Raw genomic sequence first — 24,147 nt, 5'->3', positions numbered from 1 at the left:
TATTTTCCTTTTATCTTCTACGGTTACGGTTTCTTAAGAAAGTTGGGATATCTAATGTATCCTCTTCTTGTTTTACCTTTTGAGAAGGTTGAGCAGGCTCTCTTCTTACATCTTCTCTACGTTTTTCTGTGGTTGGAGTTGCAGCAGGACGCTGTTTTGGCTGATTCGATTGAAGCTGTGCTTCATCAAATCCTGTTGCAATAACCGTTACGATAATTTCGTCTTTCAGATCTTCATTAATTACCGATCCAAAAATAACGTTAACCTCTTGGTCCGCTGCAGAAGTAACAAGATCTGCTGCTTCTTGTACTTCATAAAGACTAAGGTTAGCACCACCTGTAATGTTCATAAGAACACCGTGTGCACCATCGATAGAAGTTTCTAATAGTGGAGATGAAATAGCTTTTTTCGCTGCTTCAATTGCTCTATTTTCCCCAGTTGCTGTACCGATACCCATTAATGCAGATCCTTTATCAAACATAATGGTTTTCACGTCAGCGAAGTCGACGTTAATTAGACCTGGTTTTGCAATCAAATCAGAAATCCCTTGAACACCTTGTCTAAGCACATTGTCCGCTTCACGGAATGCTTCTAACATCGGGGTGTTTTTATCAACAATCTCTAAAAGGCGGTCATTTGGGATAACGATTAATGTATCAACATTTGATTTAAAAGCATCAATACCAGATACAGCTTGAGTAGAACGTCTTCTACCTTCAAAACTAAATGGTCGTGTTACGACACCTACCGTAAGTGCGCCAAGCTCTTTTGCCACTTGAGCAATAACCGGTGCAGCACCAGTACCTGTTCCACCGCCCATACCAGCTGTAACAAAGACCATATCCGCACCTTTTAATGCTTCCTCAAGTTGTTCTTTGCTTTCTTCTGCTGCTTTTCTTCCGACCTCTGGATTAGCGCCAGCTCCTAATCCTCTAGTCAATTTTCCACCAATTTGCATTTTCACTTCTGCTTTAGAAAGATTCAATGCTTGGGCATCTGTATTCACCGCGATGAATTCTACACCTTCTACACCATGTTCAATCATCCGATTCACGGCATTGCTTCCGCCGCCCCCGACACCGATTACCTTTATCGTTGCAAGTTGATCCATACTTGTATCAAACTCTAACATCTTTCGTTCCTCCTAATTTGCTAGTTTACAAGATTCATGAAGTATATTTCCTGTTCGTATTGTATGGGAACGCTTATTTAATCAAAGAAATACTTAAACAAATTAGCGATTCCAGATTCTTTTTTCTTTCCTGATGGAGCAGTTGTTTCTTTCGGTTTTACGGTTCGTTTAGGTTTCTGTGGCCTCGGTGCTTCCACTTCCTCTAACGTAACAGATGGCTCCATGTTCTTCCCTTGAATTTTGGCATTTCGATAAGCAAATTTCAAGATTCCAACACCGGAAGTGAATTGTGGTTCACGTACTCCAATATAGTCTGGAATAGCAACCCGCACATTGGATTGAAATAAATCCTGTGCCAGTTCTAATGCACCTGGCATACTCATAGTCCCACCTGTCAGAACGAAGCCTCCAGCTAAATCACTATAGCCCATTTTACGTATTTCTCTTTCTGCAAACCCATATATTTCTTCTAATCTAGCTTCAATCATATCAGAAATTTGCAGTTGATTAAATGTTTCACGCTTATTACTTCCAATGATAGATGCATCAAACGTTTCTTCTTCTTGAGCCTCATCAAAGAATGCATGTCCATGATTAATTTTTATATCTTCTGCTTCTTCGGAAGACGTCCGTAGTCCGATAGACAAGTCCTTCGTAATATTGTCTCCACCTAAAGCCACAACACTAGTGGAAACAAGGTGATCGTTTTCGAAAACAGAAACGGTAGTGCTTCCACCGCCTACGTCAATTAAAGCAACTCCTAGGTTTTTCTCATCCTTTGAGAGGGCAATAGAACCTGCTGAAAGAGGCTGAAGACAAATATCAGAAACTTGTAGGTTGGCTCGTTCTACACATTTCAGAATATTATGTAACAGTGTTTTCGAACAAGTAATAATTGTTCCTTCCATTTCAAGACGAACGCCAATCATACCTCTTGGATCATTAATCTCATCCAAACCGTCTACGATAAATTGTTTTGGAATGACATCAATAATTTCTCTCTCCGGTGGGATAGAGATAACTTGCGCCGCATCTATAACTCTACGAATATCCTCGTCCCCAATTTCCCGATTTTCACTAGAAACGGCAACGACACCATGACATGGTTGGAGTTGAATATGATTTCCATTTACCCCAACGATAACGCTGTCGATATGCATGTCCACCATACGCTCAGCTTGTTCCACGGCAGTTTTTATAGATTGAACGGTTTGATCAATATCTACAATGGCACCTTTTTTCATCCCATTAGACTTCGCTGTGCCAACTCCAATGATATTTAAAGAATCATTAAGAACTTCGCCGATAATCACTTTTATTTTTGATGTACCTATATCCAGACTGACTAGTATTTCGTTGTTGTTCAAAAAAGGCACCTCCTATTATTAAGGCATATGAATAGTTCAAATATTAACGAAAATTTGTAACAATTACAATCCATTTCTACCAATAAATAGCCCATTGGCTAAAATTACTATTTTAGTGTTGATTCTATTTTCCTAACTCATTCTATTATAGCAAGAAACCTATATAAATTTATAGAGGAAATTCAACACAAAACGACGAATTCCTCTATTTTTCTTAATTATTTTTCGATTTGCTTGGATTTATTGTGATTTTCAATCAATCTCCTCCTAATTATTGCTATATTTTGGAAAAGACGAACTCCAAATGCAAATACCGCCGCGAGATATAAATCGATACCAAGTTGGACACCGAAAAAAGCTAAAAACGCAGCAAGTGCAATGTTAAAAAAGAATCCACTAATAAATACTTTCTCGTCAAAGGTTCGGTCTAAGTGAGCACGGATTCCTCCGAACAAAGTATCCAATGCAGCAAGAACAGCAATGGAAAGGTAATTGGAATATTCTTCAGGAACTCTAATATCTGTTAGCAAACCTAAGAACAAGCCGATAATTAAAAATAAAGCGGGTAGCCACATTTACTCTTCACCTGTTTCTAATCTTTCTAGCAATTTTACAAAATCTAACGGGAGTTCCCCTTCATAAGCAGGAAGAGTTAGCTCTTCCTCCATCGATATAGAGAGCTCTAAGTTTTCGATAGCGAATTCACTTCTAGCCTGACTTACTTCCATATAGTCCAACAATCGTTGTGGGTCTTTGGATAAAATCCTTATTTCAATAGGAACAGGAGGTAGAGGATGATTGTTCACATAGGTCGTGCCATTGACATAACGAATTGGAGTAACACTAACTATTCTTTCATTTTCAATAGCAACATCCGTCGCTCCATAGTTGTTTAACTCATTTAATAAACGATTTAAAAGTTCCGGAGTCACGGTTGGATAGATTTGTGGATTAGGACTGCTTTCCTCAAATAACGGGTTTACTAAAATACTTATACCGCTACCAGTAACTTCTGTAAGCCCTGCTTGTTTGTTCAGTTCTTCTATCGAATTTTTTAATGTATCTATTTGTTCCGCCTCAGACTGTTGCTGATATTGCTGAATAGTCGTTTCCGCCTTTGTAATCTGATTTAATAACTGCTGTTGTCTTTTCTGTTCCTGTTGTAACTGTGTGCGGATCTCCCAAAGATCCCGTGTTTCTCTTTGTTTAGGCTCCTGAACAGATTTGAATTGTATCGCAATCAATATACCAGTTATCACACAGACTACCGAAATGATCATTTTATGTTTCCATTTCATTCTACGATCAACCTTCTCCTACTGTTCTAGCACGCATCTCAATTTGGTCAAGCTGCTCTACTTCCACCTCAATATTTTCTGCCACTAATAAGTCCACTACACCATTTGTTAACGTAATACTCGACATCAATACTTCGGTATCGCCTATCGCTTCAATCGTAAACGGAGCTGGGTATGGCGTACCATCAACGGATATAACCGGACCAATGCATGAAATATAACTATCTCGGTACAACCTATGTCCATTTATGGAAATTGCTTCTGCTCCAGCACTATATAGTTCGTTTACAACTTGGTGAATATGGCGTTCATGAACCATATACTTATTTGCGTTTTCCTCATCCGGTATATACTCGGAATCTGTTAACGTAACTTGAATGCCCTTTCCCATAATCGGAAGCTCGCCTGTGTACATTTGCAGTTCACTTTTACGTGTAACGTAATCAGAGAGCTCTTCCTCTTGCTTAGCCAAATTAGATTCAAGCTCTTGGATGGTATGTCGTTTATCCTCGAGTTCATTTCTAAGTTGGTTGTTTTTATCCTCTAAATTGTTCAGTTGCTGTAAATAATAGAAATCCTTCTCCCACTCTTGATCGGAAAGCTGAATTACTTCCGAATCCTGCTGCGTCTGTTGATAACTAAAGGAAAGAAGAAATCCAAACACGAGAAATACAAGAGAAAGGATGACATGTCTACCCTTCAGCTTCATTCGTAGTCTCCTCTTCTTTCTTTTTCTTTTCGGCTGCTTCTCCATCTACAGGATCAAAAAAAGCTCCAACCCCTATATGAATAACTCCTTTTGAACCAGGTTCTATTTGCGAAGCTATCGAAGGGTATGCTTTCATATTTTTAGAGAAATTTCGAATGGTACCATTCACGACAAAGCCATCATTCATATAAAGCAAGATTTTGTATGGGTTATCGTCGGTAGGTTTCCAGTAAATTTCCGAAATTAGGTCGACAATACTCTTAGGAGAATTTCGTAATTCTCTAGTCATTTCCGATAAATAAGTAGCTTTATTAAACCCTATTAGCAATGGTGCGTCACCAGGTATTTGTCCCAATGGTTCCACGGACAATCTTTCTCCATTTTCAAGCACTGGAAAAAATTGCGCATCGCTCTCTTTCACATATCCGACTCGTTGAAACTCTTCAACGGAAATCGTAACGGTTGTCGGAAATTGTTTCGAGACATTTACCACTTTTACGACTTTATTCGCAACAATTTGATCCACAATCTTCTCCTTGTTCACATTCCAGAAACTGTCGCCTTCTTTTAATCCGCTCTTCTTCACAATCTCTTCATCAGTCAAGTATTCATTTCCTTCTACCTTTATGGAATGAATATGACTAAGCGGGGATTGAAGATATACGATAATGGAAATAAGGAAAAAGAATAAAGATAAGTAAAATATTAACCTTCTGTTTGCTTTCTTCTTTCGAGCTTGTTTTAGTTTTGGAATACGATCCTCAATAGATACAACGTTCCTCTTTGAACTCATCTCTATATTCTTCCTTTTTAGATACATAGTAAAAACGGCATACCACGATGCCGTTAAAATTAATTATAAAAAAATTATATCATATTTTAAACCAATGGAGTGTCTATTTCTGTAAATCAATCATCATAATAATTAGAAATGAATCCCATTGCAACAACTACCTCATCAATCGATCTCTTATAAGTAGACCACTTGCCCTTTTATAGAAAAGGCTGTGTTCTAAAAGATTGTTGATTTTTCAAGCAATGAATTTTAAATAGTAGTTGATATAAATTGCGACGTAACGAAATAATAAAAGTTACTACAAAACCATCGGTTTGGTGACTGCTCGGTGTGTGTACGATGTTGATTTCCCTTGCGGATAATCACTTTCCGCGGGCACGGCCTCAGCCAGGCTACTACATCGAGTGATCATCTTTGCTGCCTTGCACCGAGGAAGCTTACTTCAAAGCGTTACTAGAAGACGCAGGTGCATCTTGCGGGGTCTTCAACTCGTGCTGTTCCCGCAGCGAGCATTTGTGAGTAAATCAAATCTAACTGAGGGAGGACAAGAAAATCTTCTTAGAATAGACATTGCACGAAGAAAACCGGGCTTTATTTTCGCGGAGTCGATTACCCTCCACTCCAATCAACATACCGTATGTGGTAGATAATATATAATGCTACTAAGAGGTTATAGTCAGACGGAAACCTGTTCCTTTTTTTACCTTTTCATCTTGTTTTAGACCTATATATAGAACAACTGATCATTTATTTGATTTAAAAGAGCACGTGTCGGTGCTTTTTCGTAATTATAAAGGACCAGCCCCTCTGGACTGTCACTTTTTATAAAAATAGAGGACTGAATGTCACAATCAACTTGTACTATTCCAGCAATGTTCAAAATAACTATCAGAAAGCCATTCCCGAGCGTAGGCAGAATACGGAGACTCCTACCATGAAAATAAGGTTCTAATATATGGAAAAATGGCAATACTAAGGTAGACGCAGCTCATTCGTTTTTTTGAGGAGAGCGCCACATTCTAAGATCTAATGAAGTTGGAGATTAATTTTAAGACACTTTTGGTTCCACAATTGTCACTGTGTAACCTAAACTCTCTAATCTTCGTAGTGAATGCTTAACAACGGATTGTTGTCTTTGTTTGTCGAAGTAATCTTCTCCTAAATCTACATACATTTCTTTTCGTGTTAAGAGATAATAGGAGATTCGTAATATCGCATGAGCTACAACGATTCCTGCACGCTTTTTACCTTTACGTGAAGCTGTTCGCCGGTAAAGTGCACCAAGGTAGTTTTTGGATCCTCGAACAGAATGAGCTGCTTCAATCAGTGCTGATTTAAGGTACTTGTTTCCATTCAACGTTTTAGAAGATTTACGTTTTCCAGCACTTTGGTTATTTCCAGGAACTAATCCAGCCCATGAACACATTTGAGGTGCAGTAGGAAATTGCTCCTTTATATTTGTACCAAGCTCTGCAAGCATTTGTTCCGCCATTTTTCTCCCAATACCAGGAATGGAATCTAAACGGTCTATATCTTCTTGAGAGTCTTCCATCCTTTTCGCTATCTCTTTATCTAGTTTATCGATTTGATCCGTCAGGAAATCGATATGATCTAGAATCGTTTTTATCATGAACCGTTGGTGTTCTTGAACATACCCTTGAAGTGCGAGTTTCAATTCATCCTTTTTCTTCTTCATTACTCCTCTCGCAAAGGTTGTTAACTCTTCGAGATCATCATTTCCTTCGGATATGGATCGAAGCATATCACGAGCAGAAACTCCCATAATGTCAGAAACAACTGAACCAAGTTTGATATTAGCTCCTTCTAACACTTTTTGAATCCGATTATATTGTCTGGCACGCTCTTCAATAATACTTCGACGATAACGAACAAGTTCACGTAATTCTCGTTGGTTTCGATCAGGAATAAAACTAGCTTTAAGTAAACCGTGACGAAGTAATTTGGCTATCCATTCGGCATCTTTCACATCCGTTTTACGCCCGGGGACAGCCTTAATGTGTTGAGCATTCACAACTAGATATTCAATATCTTCTGCTTCTAGTAGATTGACAATGGGTTTCCAGTAGACACTTGTACTTTCCATTGCCACATGGGTACACTTATGTTTCTTCACCCAGTCCACCAACTCAATTAGATATATGGTTTTAGTTGAAAAAGTTTCAATCTCCTTTCCTTCTGTTGTAATGGCACAAGCGGTAATGGTATCCTTGTGGACATCCATACCACAAGCATTCTCAATGATTACATCCATTGAAAACATCCTTTCTACGGCAAATAATAATGGAGGCTGGCGCAACAACCAGAATAGGGTTAATCTACCATGAGTGCTTCCCTTAAAAGGAGCAACAGTCTGTGATGCACCGTGGTCGAAGGAGTCAGACTGCGGGTAGGGCTCTCACGCACCAAGGAGTCTCGACCTTCCTCATCCAGCCGTAGCATCAGTATAGCCACACAATAACTATTTTCATTCTCTGTGGTGTATAGCTGTTTTCGCGATACATGAATGACTACCATGAAAATAAGGTTCTAATATATGGAAAAATGGCAATACTAAGGTAGACGCAGCTCATTCGTTTTTTTGAGGAGAGCGCCACATTCTAAGATCTAATGAAGTTGGAGATTAATTTTAAGACACTTTTGGTTCCACAATTGTCACTGTGTAACCTAAACTCTCTAATCTTCGTAGTGAATGCTTAACAACGGATTGTTGTCTTTGTTTGTCGAAGTAATCTTCTCCTAAATCTACATACATTTCTTTTCGTGTTAAGAGATAATAGGAGATTCGTAATATCGCATGAGCTACAACGATTCCTGCACGCTTTTTACCTTTACGTGAAGCTGTTCGCCGGTAAAGTGCACCAAGGTAGTTTTTGGATCCTCGAACAGAATGAGCTGCTTCAATCAGTGCTGATTTAAGGTACTTGTTTCCATTCAACGTTTTAGAAGATTTACGTTTTCCAGCACTTTGGTTATTTCCAGGAACTAATCCAGCCCATGAACACATTTGAGGTGCAGTAGGAAATTGCTCCTTTATATTTGTACCAAGCTCTGCAAGCATTTGTTCCGCCATTTTTCTCCCAATACCAGGAATGGAATCTAAACGGTCTATATCTTCTTGAGAGTCTTCCATCCTTTTCGCTATCTCTTTATCTAGTTTATCGATTTGATCCGTCAGGAAATCGATATGATCTAGAATCGTTTTTATCATGAACCGTTGGTGTTCTTGAACATACCCTTGAAGTGCGAGTTTCAATTCATCCTTTTTCTTCTTCATTACTCCTCTCGCAAAGGTTGTTAACTCTTCGAGATCATCATTTCCTTCGGATATGGATCGAAGCATATCACGAGCAGAAACTCCCATAATGTCAGAAACAACTGAACCAAGTTTGATATTAGCTCCTTCTAACACTTTTTGAATCCGATTATATTGTCTGGCACGCTCTTCAATAATACTTCGACGATAACGAACAAGTTCACGTAATTCTCGTTGGTTTCGATCAGGAATAAAACTAGCTTTAAGTAAACCGTGACGAAGTAATTTGGCTATCCATTCGGCATCTTTCACATCCGTTTTACGCCCGGGGACAGCCTTAATGTGTTGAGCATTCACAACTAGATATTCAATATCTTCTGCTTCTAGTAGATTGACAATGGGTTTCCAGTAGACACTTGTACTTTCCATTGCCACATGGGTACACTTATGTTTCTTCACCCAGTCCACCAACTCAATTAGATATATGGTTTTAGTTGAAAAAGTTTCAATCTCCTTTCCTTCTGTTGTAATGGCACAAGCGGTAATGGTATCCTTGTGGACATCCATACCACAAGCATTCTCAATGATTACATCCATTGAAAACATCCTTTCTACGGCAAATAATAATGGAGGCTGGCGCAACAACCAGAATAGGGTTAATCTACCATGAGTGCTTCCCTTAAAAGGAGCAACAGTCTGTGATGCACCGTGGTCGAAGGAGTCAGACTGCGGGTAGGGCTCTCACGCACCAAGGAGTCTCGACCTTCCTCATCCAGCCGTAGCATCAGTATAGCCACACAATAACTATTTTCATTCTCTGTGGTGTATAGCTGTTTTCGCGATACATGAATGACTGCGGGAAAGCACGAGGTGAAGACCCCACAGTGAGCGATCTGTGCGAGCGAGGAGGCTGAGGCCGTACCCGTGGAAAGCGGAGTATTCTGCCGTAGCGCGGCATCAAGCTTCACTTCATCATTCTTTCAATAAATTTCTAATTAGAGTTACGTCGCAATCTATCAATTTTAATTTTCTTTCAAAATGGGAACCAATTTATACATGCTGATGTCGTACATAGAAAAAAGCCTCTCTTCCACGTGGAGAAAGGCTTCCCTTTTAAAGCTTAGCGTATCGACTTATATTTAGTAAAACCCCAACCGAACATAACGTTAGCGTCAGAGAAGAACCACCATAGCTTAAGAATGGCAAAGTAATTCCGGTAACAGGAATCAACCCAATCACAACACTTATATTAATCATAACCTGTAAGGAAATCATCCCGATGATCCCTAATCCAAGTAAACTTCCATAGGCATCTGGTGCGGCTAAAGCAACTCGAATTCCTCTCCATAAAAGGAGCAAAAATAAGAGAAGAACGAAGGTACCGCCAATAAAGCCTAATTCCTCCGCTAAAATAGCAAAAATGAAATCTGTTTGTGGTTCAGGCAGATAAAAGAATTTTTGAAGGCTTTGTCCAAGTCCCATACCCATTAAACCACCAGGACCGATTGCATATAAGGATTGAATAATCTGAAACCCATTTCCAAGTGGATCCTCCCACGGATTTAAGAATGCCGTGATTCGATTGATTCGATAAGGTGCGGAGATAATTAATCCTAAAAATCCAGCAACCCCTAAAATCCCTAATCCTACAAAGTGAGAGATCCTCGCACCCGCTACAAAAATCATAATCATACAAGTCATAACCAACACGACTCCGGTTCCTAAGTCCGGTTGAAGCATAATAAAACCGAATGGGACAAAAACGAGTAGCAAGGTTGGGAAAAATCCTTTTTTGAATGAAGTAATATATTTTTGATTATTTGCTAAATGACTGGCTAAAAATATAATAAGACCTAGCTTCATAAATTCCGAAGGTTGGATACTAAACGCACCTACCCCTATCCAACTTCGAGCTCCTCCACGAACCATCCCTACACCTGGTATTAGAACCGCTAAAAGCAAAATAAAACAAATAATGATGATCGGTTTTGCGTACTTTTGCCAAGTCGAATAGGGAATGTTCATCACTAACATCATGGCTGCAATCCCTAACCCCGCGAAAAGCAATTGTCTCTTAGCAAAATAAAAGGAATCTCCAAACTTATAGTCCGCCCATATGGCTGATGAGCTATACACCATCACAACTCCAATTAACAATAACGCAAATATAAGGATTGTTAAGAATAAATCCGGTGCATGTTGCGACCTATTCTTTGATTTAAACAAAAAAACACCCCATTTCCCAAAAAACATTGGAACGTGGGGCTATGTAAACAAGCCCCCTATTCTAATGTATGCACAGCTTCCACAAACATGTCTCCTCTATCTTCAAAAGTTTTGTACTGGTCCCAGCTTGCACATGCTGGTGAAAGAAGGATGACATCATTTGGTTCTGATAGCTGATACGCTTTTTGAGCGGCATGTTTAACATTATCGACGAATTCTATAGACTCTATTCCTATAGAACGCGCTAATTTTTCTAACTTTGGCGCTGTCTCTCCAAATAGTACGACAGCTTTCACATGGTTTAAATAAGGAGCCAATTCATCAAAGTCATTTCCACGATCTAATCCACCAGCTAAAAGAATAGTCGGTTTATCAAAGGCAGATAATGCTTTCGATGTGGCTAAAATATTTGTCGCTTTGGAATCGTTATAAAAACTACGATCATGGACATTTTTCACGAATTGTAGACGATGTTTGACACCAGTAAAGGTCGTCAGCACTTGCTGAATCCCTTCATTAGTTGCTCCACTTAACTTTGCAGCACTCACAGCTGCAAGAATATTTTCTAGGTTATGTTGGCCGACAAGAACAATATCCCTTAAGGAGATAATTCTTTCTTCTTGGAAATACAAATCCTGGTCGTCACACCAAGCACCATTCGGAACCTTTTGTTTTGTAGAAAAAGGAACTTTCGTAGAAGCTGCATGTTTCACCATTTCACACACTAAAGAATCATCCATATTGTACACGAGATAATCCGTTTCATCTTGGTTATAAAAAAGATTAGCTTTTGCACCCGTATAATGATCCATCGTTTTATGGTAGTCTAAATGAGCTTCAAATATATTTAATAAAACGGCCACCTTTGGTTTAAAGCTTTGAATTCCTAGCAGTTGAAAGGAAGAGAGCTCCATTACCATGGTCTCGTCTGGTTTCACCGTTTGAGCAACTTCTGTTGCCACATTACCTATGTTCCCAGCAATTTTAGCTGGACAATGACTTTCCTCCAACATTTGAAAAATAAGCGTTGTAGTGGTTGTTTTTCCATTGGAACCAGTGATGCCGATGACATCATGTGGAGCGAGGCGTGAAGCAAGTTCTATTTCCGTAATAATCGGAATCGAACGCCTTTCAGCTTCTTGAACAATCGGATTATGGTACGGAATACCTGGATTTTTTACGATAAGATCGATGTTATCTAGTACCTCTAGAGGATGTCCTCCTGTGATAACCTCCATGCCAAGCCCTTCTAACTCCTGCACGTCCAAATCCGCCGGTGTAGCTCGGTAGTCGTTCACTCGTACCGTTTTATTACTAGCATGTAACAGCTTAGCTGCTGCTTTCCCACTTTTCGCCAAACCTAAAACTAATATATGTTGATAGGGAAATTCTTCTAATTTGTTCAATTTATCCACACCTCAATATAAATTGCGAGCGTTGCAAACAGAAGTCCAACTAGCCAAAACGTCGTTACGACACGCCATTCGGACCAACCCATTAACTCATAATGGTGATGCAACGGGCTCATCTTAAACACTCTTTTTCCAGTTGTCTTAAAGGAAATAACTTGAATAATAACCGAAAGTGTTTCTAATACAAAAACCCCACCGATCACAATGAGTAGGACTTCGAGCTTTGTCAGAATAGCAACCGCCGCAATGGCTCCACCTAGCCCTAATGAACCAGTATCTCCCATGAATACTTTCGCAGGATGGGCATTGAAGACAAGAAAACCTAATAGAGCTCCAACTGCTGCTAAACAGAAAATCGTAATTTCAAATTGTGGAAACCCGTACCAAGCTAATATACCGAAAGCTCCAAAGGCTATGGCTGCTGTTCCGGCGAGGAGTCCATCTAAGCCATCTGTTAAGTTTACCGCATTAGAAGCCCCAACAAGCATAAATACAACAAGTAACGCATACCCCCATCCTAGATCCCATTGAATACTCGTCCCAGGAATCTGGATGTAGGTTGGGAAGTCATTTTGTACTAATGTGATATAAAAAATAATTCCGATAATTAATTGACCGATTAACTTTTGCATGGAGGTTAATCCAAGATTTCGTTTCAAGGCAACTTTAATAAAATCATCTAAAAATCCTAATAATCCATACCCTAATAAGACAACTAAAAGTAAAATTATGTCAGTACTAATTGGGTTTGGATTAAATTTGCTCGTCATAACCAACGTGGTTACTGCTATACTTACTAAGATCATGACTCCTCCCATAGTTGGAGTGCCTGTCTTTTTTTGATGGGATTTTGGTCCCTCTTCCCTAATACTTTGTCCAAATTTCAACCTTCTTAAAAAGGGAATGAAAATGGGGGAGATTAGGACGGTAATTAAAAATGCAATAGCTATTGTTACAATTAATACATATACACTCATTTCCTAGTATCCTCCTTACTGCAATACCCGTCCAATCATACTACTCCTGTAGCTGTTCGACCATCTTTTCAAATTTCATACCGCGGGATGCTTTAAATAATATGATTGTTCCTTCTTGTAGGACTGGCTGTAATTCCTTTAGAACTTCTTCTTCTGTTGTGCAATGCTTGGCATACGTTTTTGGAAATTCAATTTGTACTTGATCGGTTATTTCTGAAGCATCTTTCCCCATCGTGAGAACCATATCAATATCGTCTGTTATAGCCTCAGCAACCGAACGATGTAATGGTTTCGATGTTTCCCCAATCTCAAAAATATCTCCTAACACGAGGATCTTTTTCTCATACTGAGCTAGTTCTGTTATCACTTCAATAGCTGCTTTCATAGATGTAGGAGAAGCATTGTAGGCGTCGTTTATTAAGGTAGATCCATTTAATCCTTGGAGTTTTTCAAATCTCATTCCTGATATTTTTAATGAAAGTAAGCTTTTCTTTATTTGTTCCATAGACACGTCTAAATCCTTTGCGATTGAGATAGCAAAGGATGCATTCTTCACATTATGCTTCCCTAACATAGGAAGACGAAACGCCTCACCAGCAATTTGAAAATCGGTATAATCCGAATCCATGGTAATAGCATCCAAAACAATCGAATTATTAGGACCAAAACCACACGAAATCACTGTCAAGGATGTGGAATCTAAGTTTTTTAACAATGGTTCATCCCCATCTATGTATAACCGACCCTCACTGGCCATCCCTGCCACAATCTCTGTTTTCGCTTGTGCAATCCCTTCCCTAGATCCTAGGTATTCAATATGGGACTCTCCAATATTTGTAATGATGGCATAGTCCGGTTTCGCAATTTCCGATAATTTTTGAATCTCACCAAAGTCACTCATGCCCATTTCTAAAACCAGTACTTCGGTGTCTCTCGGCATCGATAAAATGGTAAGTGGCAGACCGATATGATTGTTAAAGTTTCCCTTTGTTCGGTGGGTGTTATAGGCACTGGTTAATACCGTTCCAACCATGTCTTTTGTAGTTGTTTTTCCGTTGGAGCCTGTAATTCCAATCACCTTTGGGTTAATTTCCAACCGGTATTGAGAAGCTAATCGCTGGAGTGCTTCTAGCGTATCCTCCACGAAATAAACTGGGAAGTCTGTTGGTAAAAATCTTGGCAATGATTTGTCTTTTTGCCAAAGGGCACCTACCGCCCCATTATTAAAGGCATCTTTCAAAAAATCATGACCATCGAAATTGTCCCCCACTAGAGGAACAAACAGCGACTTCTTGGTTTTCTTTCTACTATCTGTTGCTACTTCATGAAAAGAAAGATTGATGTGAACGGCACCTTTGTTTTCTGGAAAAAGTTCGTTCAGAAAGCTTGTAGAAAAAAGCATGCCTTTATTTCCCCTTACCTAAAGTTTTTTGAATCATTTGCTTTGCTACTTCACGGTCATCGAAATCATACGTTTGATCTCCTATGATTTGATAAGTCTCATGTCCTTTTCCTGCGATAACGACTATATCGTCCCCTTTGGCATGTTCGATAGCATAGTGAATAGCTTCTTTCCTATTTTCGATAACCCTATATTGGTGTTCATGTGCCTCTAGGCCTTCCACCATATCCTCTAAAATTTGCTTAGGGTCTTCCGTGCGTGGATTATCAGAGGTATAGATGGCAAGATCAGAATAATCGACTGCCGTTTTCGCCATAATCGGACGTTTTATACGATCCCGATCCCCTCCGCATCCAACAACTACGATTACTTTTCCTTTTGCAAAAGATTCTACTGTCTGCAAAACGTTTTCTAAAGAATCTGGAGTATGAGCGTAATCTACAATGACACCAAAGGATTGACCATTTACAACCGGTTCAAATCGACCTCTAACTCCAGTCGTGGATTCTAGAGCCTTTTTAATCGTATCCAAAGACACACCAGAACAAATTGCCGCTGAAGCAGCCGCTAGCATATTGTACACACTAAAGGTTCCCATAAGCTTACTTTTGATTGAAATACTTCCAATAGGGGTACGTAAATCGAAGCTGGACCCATTTGCATCCAAGTTAACATTTGCCGCTTGAATATCTAAATGCTCACTATTAATTCCATACGTAAGCACCTGTTGTGCAGTACTCTTAATTAATGTAAGGCTATGCGGGTCATCTCTATTTATGATTGCATATTTTGGATTTTCCTTATAGCTGTTTCCTAATTGCGAGAAGAGCAAGCTTTTGGCGTGCAAGTACTCCTCCATCGTATTGTGGTAATCTAGATGGTCTTGCGTCAAGTTCGTGAAAATAGCGATATTAAAGTCGCACCCAAAGGTTCTTCCCATGACAAGCGCATGCGAAGACACCTCCATAAAAGCTGACTCCACCTGTTTCTCACGCATTTCTGCAAAGCTTTTTTGTAGGAAAAGAGCGTCAGGTGTTGTATTCTTCACCTGAAAGCTCTCCTCCCCTATTTTCATTTGAATCGTACCAATTAAGCCTGTTTTTTGTTTGGCTTCTTTGAATATAGCCTCTAATAAGTACGTAATCGAAGTTTTTCCATTCGTTCCCGTTATTCCAATTAGATTGAGGTCATGTGTCGGTTGGTTGTAATATCGGTTTGCTACCATGGCTAATGCGCGTGGTGTATCAGGGACGATAACAACTGGCACATCCACAGATACGGGTTTTTCAGCTAAAATAGCGACCGCGCCATTTTGAACGGCTTGCTCCACAAAATCATGTCCATCTACCATATGACCAGGTATGCAAATAAAAAGGGAGCCCGGCTTTACTTGTCTAGAATCCATTTCCATTCCTTGTATGATTACATCATCGATCGATTTAGTAGTGGTAAAAAATGAAATATCTGATAACAATTCCTTCAAATTCAAAATCGGACACTTCCTAGTTTTTTAAATTTAATAAGACATTAATTCATTATAACAGAAGTACGAGTTTAGTAACGAATCGAATGTTAATTTTCATCTGTTTTTTTATCGTCGGTCTTATCCGGTTTTTCATCAGAGAAGTACAGTCTTATTGTCTCTCCTTGTTGAATCTTGACTCCGGCTTCTGGTGCTTGATTGGTGACATATTTTCCATCTCCACTTGCTTCAATCCCTAAGTTTGTTAAGTATTGCTGAAGATCTTTCTTTGTTTTTCCAACAAGGTCCGGAACTTCTACTAATGGTTGATCCGGCCATTTGTATTCCTTTTCCACGCCATTATCTCTTTTCTCTACACCTAGCGCTCGTAAGCTATCTCCAATTATATTCCCTGCAATAGGAGCTGCGACGACACCACCAAATTGGACGGTTCCCTTCGGATTATCAATCGCAACATAGACAACGATTTCCGGATCATCTGCTGGTGCAAATCCCATAAAAGATACGATATGATTATTTTCCATATAGGTTCCGTCTGGTCCTACCTTCTGTGCCGTACCGGTTTTTCCTCCAACGCGATATCCTTCAACATAAGCACTTCCACCAGTACCTTTCGCAACTACGTTTTCAAGCGCCTTTCGAATTTCTTTTGACGTCGCTTCACTTATAACGCGTTGTTTCCTGTTCGGCTCATTTTTCTCCACAACCTCGTTCGATACTGGATCAACCCATTCTTTAGCGATATACGGCTCGTATAAGTAGCCTCCGTTTACGGCTGCAGACACGGCCATGACTTGTTGGATTGGCGTTACCGAAACCCCTTGCCCAAATGCAGTCGTCGCAGTTTCTACAGGGCCTCTGTTTTCTTCTGAGAACATGATCCCTTTTGCCTCTCCTTGCAAATCAATGCCTGTTTTTTGACCAAAGCCAAAATCATCAATATAAGAAAACAGTCTTTCTGTACCTAGTTTTTCTCCTAGTTTAACAAAACCAGGGTTACATGAATTTTGAACCACTTCCATAAACGTCTGGTGTCCATGCCCACCACTTTTCCAGCAGTGAAGGGTTGTGCCGTCCACCTCGATTGAACCATCGTCAGTAAATTCATCCTTATGCAAGTCTACTAAGTCTTCTTCAAGTGCTGCAGCTAACGTAATAATTTTGAAGGTAGAACCAGGCTCATAGGTACTCCAAACTGGCAAATTTCGATTATAGACTTCGGAATCTACATTCTGATAATTTTCCGGATCAAATGTTGGTCTAGACGACATTCCAAGCACTTCCCCAGTGTCAGGATCTACCGCTAGAGCCATTGCTCCATCTGGATTATACTTGGAAACAGCAAGGTCTAATTCTCTTTCCATAATCGTCTGAACTCGTGAATCAATCGTTAGTTTCAAGTTCTGTCCATCCTCGGGTGCCTTATATACATCGGCAATATTCTCCATTTTATGACCTTTAGCATCCGAATAAAAAGACAAACTTCCTTTTTCTCCATTTAACCGGTCATCATAGTAAGCTTCTAGTCCCATTAGTCCTTGGTTATCGATTCCACTAAAGCCAAGAACGTGAGATAAATAGCTTCCTTTTGGGTAATTTCGTTTGGAGTCTTCCGCTATGTACACGCCTTGCATGTCCAAGGCATTTATAGCATCTGCCTTGTCTTCTGAAATCTTTCTTCCTTGTGGGTGAATTTTTACAATACTAGATTTCTTCGTAACCTCTTTATAGGCAGCTTCCTTAGACATGTCCAATATTTCGGCAAGACGACCCGCTACTTCATCTGGATTATCAATCTGACTCGGGACTGCCATAACCGTTGGTGCAGACACATTGCCTGCTAACACCTCACCATTGCGATCTAGTATTTTACCTCGTTCTGGTTCAAAAGTAATATCCCGGCTCCAGGATTCTTCCGCTTTATCTGTTAACCAGTCACCGATCACAAACTGGACGTAACCTAGCCGGACGATGATGACTAAAAAGATAACCATTCCTAATAAAAAAACAGTGACTAATCGTTTTCGTAGCGTTACATTGGATACCCGTTTCATATGACATCTCCTTATTACACAAGTATGCTTGTATCCAATATATGAACGAGCCAAAACGATTAGAACACTGTTCTATATAGCCTTATTCAGTTGTTTCAGGAGAAGGAGAAGATTCTTCTGCCTCTTTTACGTAACTGGGTGGTGCAAATTCTACGACAAGGTAGCCGTCTGATTTTATCGGAGTATCCTTTTGAATACTTTGCTTAATGGCAAATCCTGTCCCCATTGTATCGACCTTCATACCTGTTAATGAGCTAAATTTTAAGACATCACGCACGGACCACCCCTTCATATCCGGGACGGTTGGTTGATCCGTTAACAGCAAGACTCTCTCATTCGGAAGAGCAGTCACTCCTGCCTGTGGATAAACACCTGTAACCGTTTGACCATTTCCTATGGTCGAAACTTTAAATCCTAATTTAGACAATTGGTCGGTTGCGCTCGCTACGGATTGATTCGTCAGGTTAGGTACTTCGACTGTTGAAATGTTTCCATTATCCTCTTGGTCTGGCTTAATGTTCAAATAATGAAGGCTATTTTCCATCACATTTTTAAAGATAAACGATACCGGTTCAGACCCACTTTCATTTTTGCTAAGTGTTGGTTGTTTAACTGATACATACATCATGAGCTCTGGGTCTTCCTTAGGAGCCATTCCTAAAAAGGAAAACACATAGTTTTCTTCCCCGGTTAAGTACTTGCCATCTGGACCAGGAATTTGAGCTGTACCTGTTTTTCCAGCTACGGTATAATCATTGAGTTTATACACCTTACCAGTACCATTCTCCGAAGTAATAACGGTTTCTAAAATGTCCCTAACCTTCTTGGCGGTATCGGCAGTAATGGGTTCGCTAACCACTTCCGGTTTTGTCTCTTGAACTACCTTGTTTGAATTAGGATCCACTATTTTCGAAATGACATAAGGCTTCATCATTTTTCCATCATTAGCAACGGAAGTAGCGGCCTTCATGAGCTGAATAGGGGTAACTGTAGTACCTTGCCCGAAGGCAGTCGTAACTTTCTCAATCGAGTATCGATACAAGATTTGACCAGCGACTTCTCCAGGTAAGTCGATATTAGCCTTTTGATCAAAATCAAAAGCGTTTAAATACTCTAAGAAGCGTTCTGGTCCAATTTTTTCATAGGCTAGTTTTGCAGCACCTACGTTAGAGGAGCGCTGAATCCCCTCTAAATAAGAGATCGTTCCCCATCCTGTATTCCAGTCACTAATGGAACCACCCTGAACGCTATATGTCCCCGACTTATAGACGTCATTTGGGTTCCACACGCCTTCCGCAATAGCAGAAGCCAACGTGAATATTTTCATTGTAGACCCTGGCTCAAACGGATTCGATATGGAATCATTGTACCAGTTTGATACATCTCCAATATCGTTCGGGTTATAGCTTGGGCGGTTTGCCATCGCTAATACTTGCCCGGTTTTCGGATCCATCACAATTGCCGACATCCGCTCAGGCTTGTATTGTTCAGCTACTTGTGACATAGCATCCTCTAAAAATGTTTGAATCTTTTGATCAATCGTTAAATACACATTATCTCCGTTATCAGGCTCGTCCATAACTTCTTTTGGATCTAATAGTTTGGTAGAATATTTGTCCCGTTGATAGGAAACCTTTCCTTTCTCTCCCGAAAGTAATTCATCCATCTCTAGTTCAATTCCGGTTACACCAGATATTTTGCTATCTTCATTTTTCTGAGCTAAACCTATTACACGAGAAGCAAATTGTCCGTTTGGGTAATAGCGAATCGATTCTTCTTGAAACTGAATGCCCGGAAGCTTTAATGCTTCAATTTTTTCTTTGGTTCCCTGGCTTAAGTCTCTCCCTTTCGTACCAAACTCTACTTGGAATTGACCTTCCGCTATTCCCTCATTCATGGTCTTGACCATTTCTTCCACTTCTATATTTAATAAAGGAGCCAGCTTTTCCGCTGTTTGTTGCGGATCCGTAACATGCTGTGGCTCCTCTAAATTATCCGAATATGATTCATCGACGATTGCTTGCAAACGGTATGTAGCACGATCATAAGCAAGCGTCATTCCATTCCGGTCATAAATCGTTCCTCGCTTTGCCTCTATCTCGTACGTGCTTGTTCGTTGTTTATCTGCCCACGTACCTAAGGAAACTCCAGAAACTTCCCCTGTCCCTTGAATATAGAGGAACCTTCCGCAAAGCACTAAAAATAAAACCGAAAAAACCACCAAAAGAATGGAGGACATGACATGAGTCGTTTTATTTTTTTTCACTGCATAACTCCACCTTACTAGTTGGATATTGTGCTAGCTTGTTTCACTTCTGCATTTTGTATTTTGAGACCATTTTCTTTTGCTATCTTAAGAATTCGGTCAGGATTGGAAAGCTCTTTCACCTTATATTCAAGGTTTTCGTTTTGTACCTGTTGCTTATCCATCTGTTGTTCCATTTGTTGGACATCTCTATTTATAGAATCGACAGAGATGCTAAAAGAAACGATAAAAAACAACGCAGTTACCGCTATTGCACTGCATACAGTATATAATACTTTTTCCCCTGTCGTAACCCATCTTTTTTTGTTAATTTTTACTTTTACTTTACGTTCTGGTTCTGTATGGATTGTTGGATTGGTTTGTTGTTGCCATGATTGTTGCCAGTTTCTAGCTTCACTTGCGCTCACGATTTATTCCACCCTTCTTGATACGTAAATTCTTCATTCCATGGTTTTACTTTTTCAACGATTCGTAGTTTAGCTGATCTAGATCTTCTATTTTCTTCGATTTCTTTGTCATTTGGTACGATAGGCTTCCTCGTTACCATGTCAAATGGAGGCTTCATCTCTTCAGGTATAATTGGAATGTTTTTAGGCATGGGAGGAGTTGTACTCCACTTTTTGAATGCCTGTTTACATAAACGATCCTCTAATGAATGAAAGGTAATAACAGAAATCCTTCCTTGGACATTCACAACTTCAGCAGCTTGATGTAGAGCATCGTGAAAAGCTCCTAATTCATCATTTACCGCAATCCGGATAGCTTGGAATATCCGTTTAGCAGGATGTCCACCCTTCCTTCTCGCAGGGGCTGGAATTGCTTCCTTAATCAACTCCACTAGCTCTTGTGTCGACTCAACCTGTCTTTGTTCCCGTTGTTGTTCTATTTTTCTCGCAATTTGTTTTGAAAATTTCTCTTCTCCGTATTGAAAGAAGATTCGAACGAGCTGTTCATAGCTCCATGTATTGACAACCTCATAGGCGGATAAGGATTGGGTCTGGTCCATTCTCATATCCAGCCTTGCTTCGTTATGGTAGCTAAACCCTCTTTCTGCTTGATCAAGTTGTGGTGAAGAAACACCTAAATCAAATAAAATTCCATCGACTTGATCAATCTGATTTTCTTGTAGATTAGCCTTGAGATTTCGAAAGTTTGAATGTATAAATAAAATCTTACCTTCATACTCTTGAAGTCTTTCATTTGCCGCTTGTAGGGCATCCAAATCTTGATCAAAGGCAACTAATCGGCCACCTTCTCCCAATTGCTTGACAATTCGTTCAGAGTGGCCGCCCGCTCCTAGCGTGCAATCCACATACGTTCCATTCGATTTAATATGTAAGCCCTCTACGGCTTCCTGATTTAATACACTATAATGCTCAAACATTTCTTCACCCGCTTTTTTGGTTGTGTCGGGATCTAAATATCAAAGTCCATCATATTTTCCGCAATCTCTGTGAAAGATTCCTCAGACTCTTCAAAATAGTTTTCCCATTCGCTGGTAGCCCAGAATTCAATTCTATTGGATACACCAATCACAACACATTCTTTATCAAGTGCTGCATATTTCCTTAGTGGTGCAGGGATATTTATTCTTCCCTGCTTGTCCACTTCACATTCGATAGCTCCTGAAAAGAAGAAACGAGTAAAAGCACGAGCGTCTTTTTTAGTTAGGGGGAGTTTTTTAAGCTTTTCTTCTAACACTTTCCATTCGCTTTGTGGGTAAGCAAACAAACATTGATCTAGTCCACGAGTTAAGACGAATGTCTCTCCGAGTCCCTCGCGAAACTTTGCCGGGACGATAATGCGACCTTTCGTATCAATATTATGTTGAAACTCACCCATAAACATATAGTCCGCCCCCACTTTCTGTTTCTATAGTACCACAATCCCCCACCTTCCACCACCTATTTTTTAATATTTTCTATGTTCCTTTCCAAACCCTTATGTATCAAGGAGTGTGAAGGGATAATGAAGTGGGGGATAGGGGTGAGTTCGGGCCATTTCCGCACAAAAAAACCACGAAAATGCCATTCGGCACATCGTGGTTTTCTCTATTTGATCCAATTGTGGTTTAAAGTGGAGACTATAGATAAATGAGATAATGATCTTGCTTGTAATCAAAATCTTGCTGCAAGATTTCCTGAATAAAGCTTTTTCCAAACAGATTTAAATATGGGATGACATTCCACATTCGTTCCTGTAATCCATCTTCAGGATGTAGTGCTACATTCACCGAATCAAATTCTTCCAGCACATGCTGATGCTTTTCTTCAAAAGCTTGTGTCAGTCGATCCTCCATGAATTCTAATTCTCGAAACAGGTGGAACAAATTCTTTTCTGCCAGCTCCCCAAGATCCGCCCGCATGTCCTTGGCGATCTGACGTAAAGGAGCATGATTCCGTTCAAATGCTAACTTAACCTGATCGACCACTTGCTCAATCGGCGGCGAAGCTTGACTGGCTAACCAGTTCGTTTTCTCATGTAGCACCCCGTTATTGACAGCATCCCCTGCACTCACTAAATGTTTATCTAACAGTTTCCTTATTTTATGATCTACTAATGTAAAAGAAAGCCTTGTTAGCACTGGAGGCATCTTCATGTCCATCGTATAAAAGGCATTTTGCAATACAGACCAGTAAGCAACCTCTCCTGGTCCACCAAGAAATGCCAAGCTAGGAAATAACAGCTCTTGCATAAGGGGTCTTGTTACAACATTATTGCTTAAAAGTTCCGGTGTATTTCGGGCAATCTCCAGCATTTCTTCTTGACTATAGCGGCATTCCCCTTGTTTCCCTACCCAGTCTGAACCATTTCGAATTAACAAGATCCGTTCTCCATTTAACTGAATGAATAAATGACCATCATTTTCTTCCGCATCCACAGATACGGAATAACCTCTTTGCTGCAATTGACGTAAGGTTTGGTAAACACCCCCACTAATATTAGGTTGTTCCTTTATCATTTGCAGAAAGTAATCTGATTCTAACTTTCTGACCCTCGAATCATTTGAATCCATTAGAACAAGACCTTCTTGTTCAAATAAGTAAAAGATAAGCTTAGCAAAAAAATCGACAAACGTTTCTGATTGATCGATAATTTGATTACATAAAGAATATAACTCAGCGGTATGTTCTGTCTCAGTTAACGTACCGAAAACCATTTGAACCCACTGCTTTGTTTTTTCTTTATCTAAATGAAGCTGGGAAACAGCTCGTTTTTGATCCGCCCGCTGAAGCGTGCGATACTTTTTCATTCTTCCTTGTAGCGGCATCATGACATGATTGATTTCAGCAAAATCATGGTCCTCACCTGCAATCCAAAACACCGGAATAACAGGAACATGTAGCTTCTTTTCTTGTACTCTTGCAAGGTGAATAATTGAAATAACTTTATGTATGGTATATAAAGGACCTGTTAGTAGTCCGGCTTGTTGTCCACCGATGACAACAACACTATTCTCATCCTTTAAACGTTTTATATTAGCTAGGGTTGCTTCGGAAGCATCCCATTCTTTATTCATTTCCATGAGTACTTGGACTAGCCCTTCACGCTTAAACGATCTAGTCTTCAGTTCAGCCAATCTTTGAGAAAAAGATTCGGCATTATGGGGAGCATAATCAAAAAAATCTAAAATGTCCTTTTGGTTAGTTTGATAATCGTGTATAAGTTTGTTTTGATTCTGTAGCTTTATAGGGTCGATCCACATAAGTGTGTGCTCCTTTTTATGAGTGATGCTAATGGTATTTTACAT

19 protein-coding genes are annotated in these 24,147 nt (G+C 39.8%); all 19 read right to left on the bottom strand.

The window, feature by feature from the left end; genetic code table 11:
• Window positions 1–10: 10 nt before the first annotated feature.
• Window positions 11–1,132, bottom strand: a complete 1,122-nt coding sequence (gene ftsZ, locus KO561_RS08450; protein WP_231096670.1) for a cell division protein FtsZ — start codon at window positions 1,130–1,132, stop codon at window positions 11–13.
• A gap of 77 nt (window positions 1,133–1,209) precedes the next feature.
• On the bottom strand, window positions 1,210–2,499 hold the full coding sequence (gene ftsA, locus KO561_RS08445) for a cell division protein FtsA (RefSeq protein WP_231096669.1): 1,290 nt from the start codon (window positions 2,497–2,499) through the stop codon (window positions 1,210–1,212).
• A 218-nt stretch (window positions 2,500–2,717) separates the two neighbouring features.
• Entirely contained in the window at window positions 2,718–3,074 is a 357-nt protein-coding gene (locus KO561_RS08440) for a small basic family protein (RefSeq protein WP_231096668.1), read from the bottom strand.
• Window positions 3,075–3,797, bottom strand: a complete 723-nt coding sequence (locus KO561_RS08435; protein WP_231096667.1) for a DUF881 domain-containing protein — start codon at window positions 3,795–3,797, stop codon at window positions 3,075–3,077.
• Window positions 3,798–3,804: 7 nt separating this feature from the next.
• Complete coding sequence (locus KO561_RS08430; protein ID WP_231096666.1) at window positions 3,805–4,506, bottom strand: DUF881 domain-containing protein; 702 nt, start codon at window positions 4,504–4,506, stop codon at window positions 3,805–3,807.
• Window positions 4,490–5,299 (bottom strand): cell division protein FtsQ/DivIB, encoded by an 810-nt coding sequence (locus tag KO561_RS08425; protein ID WP_231096665.1) that lies wholly within the window; start codon window positions 5,297–5,299, stop codon window positions 4,490–4,492. The genes KO561_RS08430 and KO561_RS08425 overlap by 17 nt, the downstream gene beginning before the upstream one ends.
• Window positions 5,300–6,350: 1,051 nt before the next feature.
• Window positions 6,351–7,574 (bottom strand): IS110 family RNA-guided transposase, encoded by a 1,224-nt coding sequence (locus tag KO561_RS08420; RefSeq protein ID WP_231093844.1) that lies wholly within the window; start codon window positions 7,572–7,574, stop codon window positions 6,351–6,353.
• Window positions 7,575–7,949: 375 nt separating this feature from the next.
• Window positions 7,950–9,173: an IS110 family RNA-guided transposase gene (locus tag KO561_RS08415; protein ID WP_231093844.1), complete on the bottom strand. Its 1,224-nt coding sequence runs from the start codon at window positions 9,171–9,173 to the stop codon at window positions 7,950–7,952.
• A 516-nt stretch (window positions 9,174–9,689) separates the two neighbouring features.
• A complete protein-coding gene (gene spoVE, locus KO561_RS08410) occupies window positions 9,690–10,802 on the bottom strand; it encodes a stage V sporulation protein E (RefSeq protein WP_408004853.1) in 1,113 nt (370 codons plus the stop codon).
• A 56-nt stretch (window positions 10,803–10,858) separates the two neighbouring features.
• Complete coding sequence (gene murD, locus KO561_RS08405) at window positions 10,859–12,208, bottom strand: UDP-N-acetylmuramoyl-L-alanine--D-glutamate ligase (protein WP_231096663.1); 1,350 nt, start codon at window positions 12,206–12,208, stop codon at window positions 10,859–10,861.
• A complete protein-coding gene (gene mraY / locus KO561_RS08400) occupies window positions 12,205–13,191 on the bottom strand; it encodes a phospho-N-acetylmuramoyl-pentapeptide-transferase (protein ID WP_231096662.1) in 987 nt (328 codons plus the stop codon). Before mraY ends, murD begins: the two co-directional genes overlap by 4 nt.
• 40 nt (window positions 13,192–13,231) lie before the next feature.
• Window positions 13,232–14,593, bottom strand: a complete 1,362-nt coding sequence (locus KO561_RS08395; protein ID WP_231096661.1) for a UDP-N-acetylmuramoyl-tripeptide--D-alanyl-D-alanine ligase — start codon at window positions 14,591–14,593, stop codon at window positions 13,232–13,234.
• Window positions 14,594–14,597: 4 nt separating this feature from the next.
• On the bottom strand, window positions 14,598–16,082 hold the full coding sequence (locus KO561_RS08390; protein ID WP_231096660.1) for a UDP-N-acetylmuramoyl-L-alanyl-D-glutamate--2,6-diaminopimelate ligase: 1,485 nt from the start codon (window positions 16,080–16,082) through the stop codon (window positions 14,598–14,600).
• An 83-nt stretch (window positions 16,083–16,165) separates the two neighbouring features.
• Window positions 16,166–18,130: a stage V sporulation protein D gene (locus tag KO561_RS08385; protein ID WP_231096659.1), complete on the bottom strand. Its 1,965-nt coding sequence runs from the start codon at window positions 18,128–18,130 to the stop codon at window positions 16,166–16,168.
• Between the two features lie 82 nt (window positions 18,131–18,212).
• Window positions 18,213–20,396: a penicillin-binding protein gene (locus tag KO561_RS08380; RefSeq protein WP_231096658.1), complete on the bottom strand. Its 2,184-nt coding sequence runs from the start codon at window positions 20,394–20,396 to the stop codon at window positions 18,213–18,215.
• A gap of 17 nt (window positions 20,397–20,413) precedes the next feature.
• Window positions 20,414–20,803 carry a cell division protein FtsL gene (gene ftsL / locus KO561_RS08375; RefSeq protein WP_231096657.1) on the bottom strand — a complete coding sequence of 130 codons (390 nt, stop codon included), beginning with the start codon at window positions 20,801–20,803 and terminating at the stop codon, window positions 20,414–20,416.
• Window positions 20,800–21,780, bottom strand: coding sequence for a 16S rRNA (cytosine(1402)-N(4))-methyltransferase RsmH (gene rsmH, locus KO561_RS08370; protein WP_231096656.1), 981 nt, complete (start codon window positions 21,778–21,780; stop codon window positions 20,800–20,802). Before rsmH ends, ftsL begins: the two co-directional genes overlap by 4 nt.
• A 32-nt stretch (window positions 21,781–21,812) precedes the next feature.
• The gene (mraZ, locus tag KO561_RS08365; RefSeq protein ID WP_231096655.1) at window positions 21,813–22,244 is read right to left on the bottom strand and encodes a division/cell wall cluster transcriptional repressor MraZ; all 432 of its coding nucleotides are present in this window, start codon (window positions 22,242–22,244) and stop codon (window positions 21,813–21,815) included.
• Between the two features lie 235 nt (window positions 22,245–22,479).
• Entirely contained in the window at window positions 22,480–24,102 is a 1,623-nt protein-coding gene (gene bshC, locus KO561_RS08360; protein WP_231096654.1) for a bacillithiol biosynthesis cysteine-adding enzyme BshC, read from the bottom strand.
• Between the last annotated feature and the right edge of the window lie 45 nt (window positions 24,103–24,147).

This window comes from Radiobacillus kanasensis, from assembly GCF_021049245.1.
Lineage (GTDB): Bacteria > Bacillota > Bacilli > Bacillales > Amphibacillaceae > Radiobacillus > Radiobacillus kanasensis.
Note: the sequence above shows the minus strand (reverse complement) of the source record. Positions and strands in the feature narration are given on the sequence as shown.

What these genes read in the sequence shown, in the direction of transcription:
- ftsZ (WP_231096670.1), bottom strand. Translation starts at nt 1,132, where the DNA reads ATGTTAGAGTTTGATACAAGTATGGATCAACTTGCAACGATAAAGGTA.
- KO561_RS08440 (WP_231096668.1), bottom strand. Translation starts at nt 3,074, where the DNA reads ATGTGGCTACCCGCTTTATTTTTAATTATCGGCTTGTTCTTAGGTTTG.
- KO561_RS08435 (WP_231096667.1), bottom strand. Translation starts at nt 3,797, where the DNA reads ATGAAATGGAAACATAAAATGATCATTTCGGTAGTCTGTGTGATAACT.
- KO561_RS08430 (WP_231096666.1), bottom strand. Translation starts at nt 4,506, where the DNA reads ATGAAGCTGAAGGGTAGACATGTCATCCTTTCTCTTGTATTTCTCGTG.
- KO561_RS08425 (WP_231096665.1), bottom strand. Translation starts at nt 5,299, where the DNA reads ATGAGTTCAAAGAGGAACGTTGTATCTATTGAGGATCGTATTCCAAAA.
- KO561_RS08420 (WP_231093844.1), bottom strand. Translation starts at nt 7,574, where the DNA reads ATGGATGTAATCATTGAGAATGCTTGTGGTATGGATGTCCACAAGGAT.
- KO561_RS08415 (WP_231093844.1), bottom strand. Translation starts at nt 9,173, where the DNA reads ATGGATGTAATCATTGAGAATGCTTGTGGTATGGATGTCCACAAGGAT.
- mraY (WP_231096662.1), bottom strand. Translation starts at nt 13,191, where the DNA reads ATGAGTGTATATGTATTAATTGTAACAATAGCTATTGCATTTTTAATT.
- KO561_RS08395 (WP_231096661.1), bottom strand. Translation starts at nt 14,593, where the DNA reads ATGCTTTTTTCTACAAGCTTTCTGAACGAACTTTTTCCAGAAAACAAA.
- KO561_RS08385 (WP_231096659.1), bottom strand. Translation starts at nt 18,130, where the DNA reads ATGAAACGGGTATCCAATGTAACGCTACGAAAACGATTAGTCACTGTT.
- rsmH (WP_231096656.1), bottom strand. Translation starts at nt 21,780, where the DNA reads ATGTTTGAGCATTATAGTGTATTAAATCAGGAAGCCGTAGAGGGCTTA.
- mraZ (WP_231096655.1), bottom strand. Translation starts at nt 22,244, where the DNA reads ATGTTTATGGGTGAGTTTCAACATAATATTGATACGAAAGGTCGCATT.
- bshC (WP_231096654.1), bottom strand. Translation starts at nt 24,102, where the DNA reads ATGTGGATCGACCCTATAAAGCTACAGAATCAAAACAAACTTATACAC.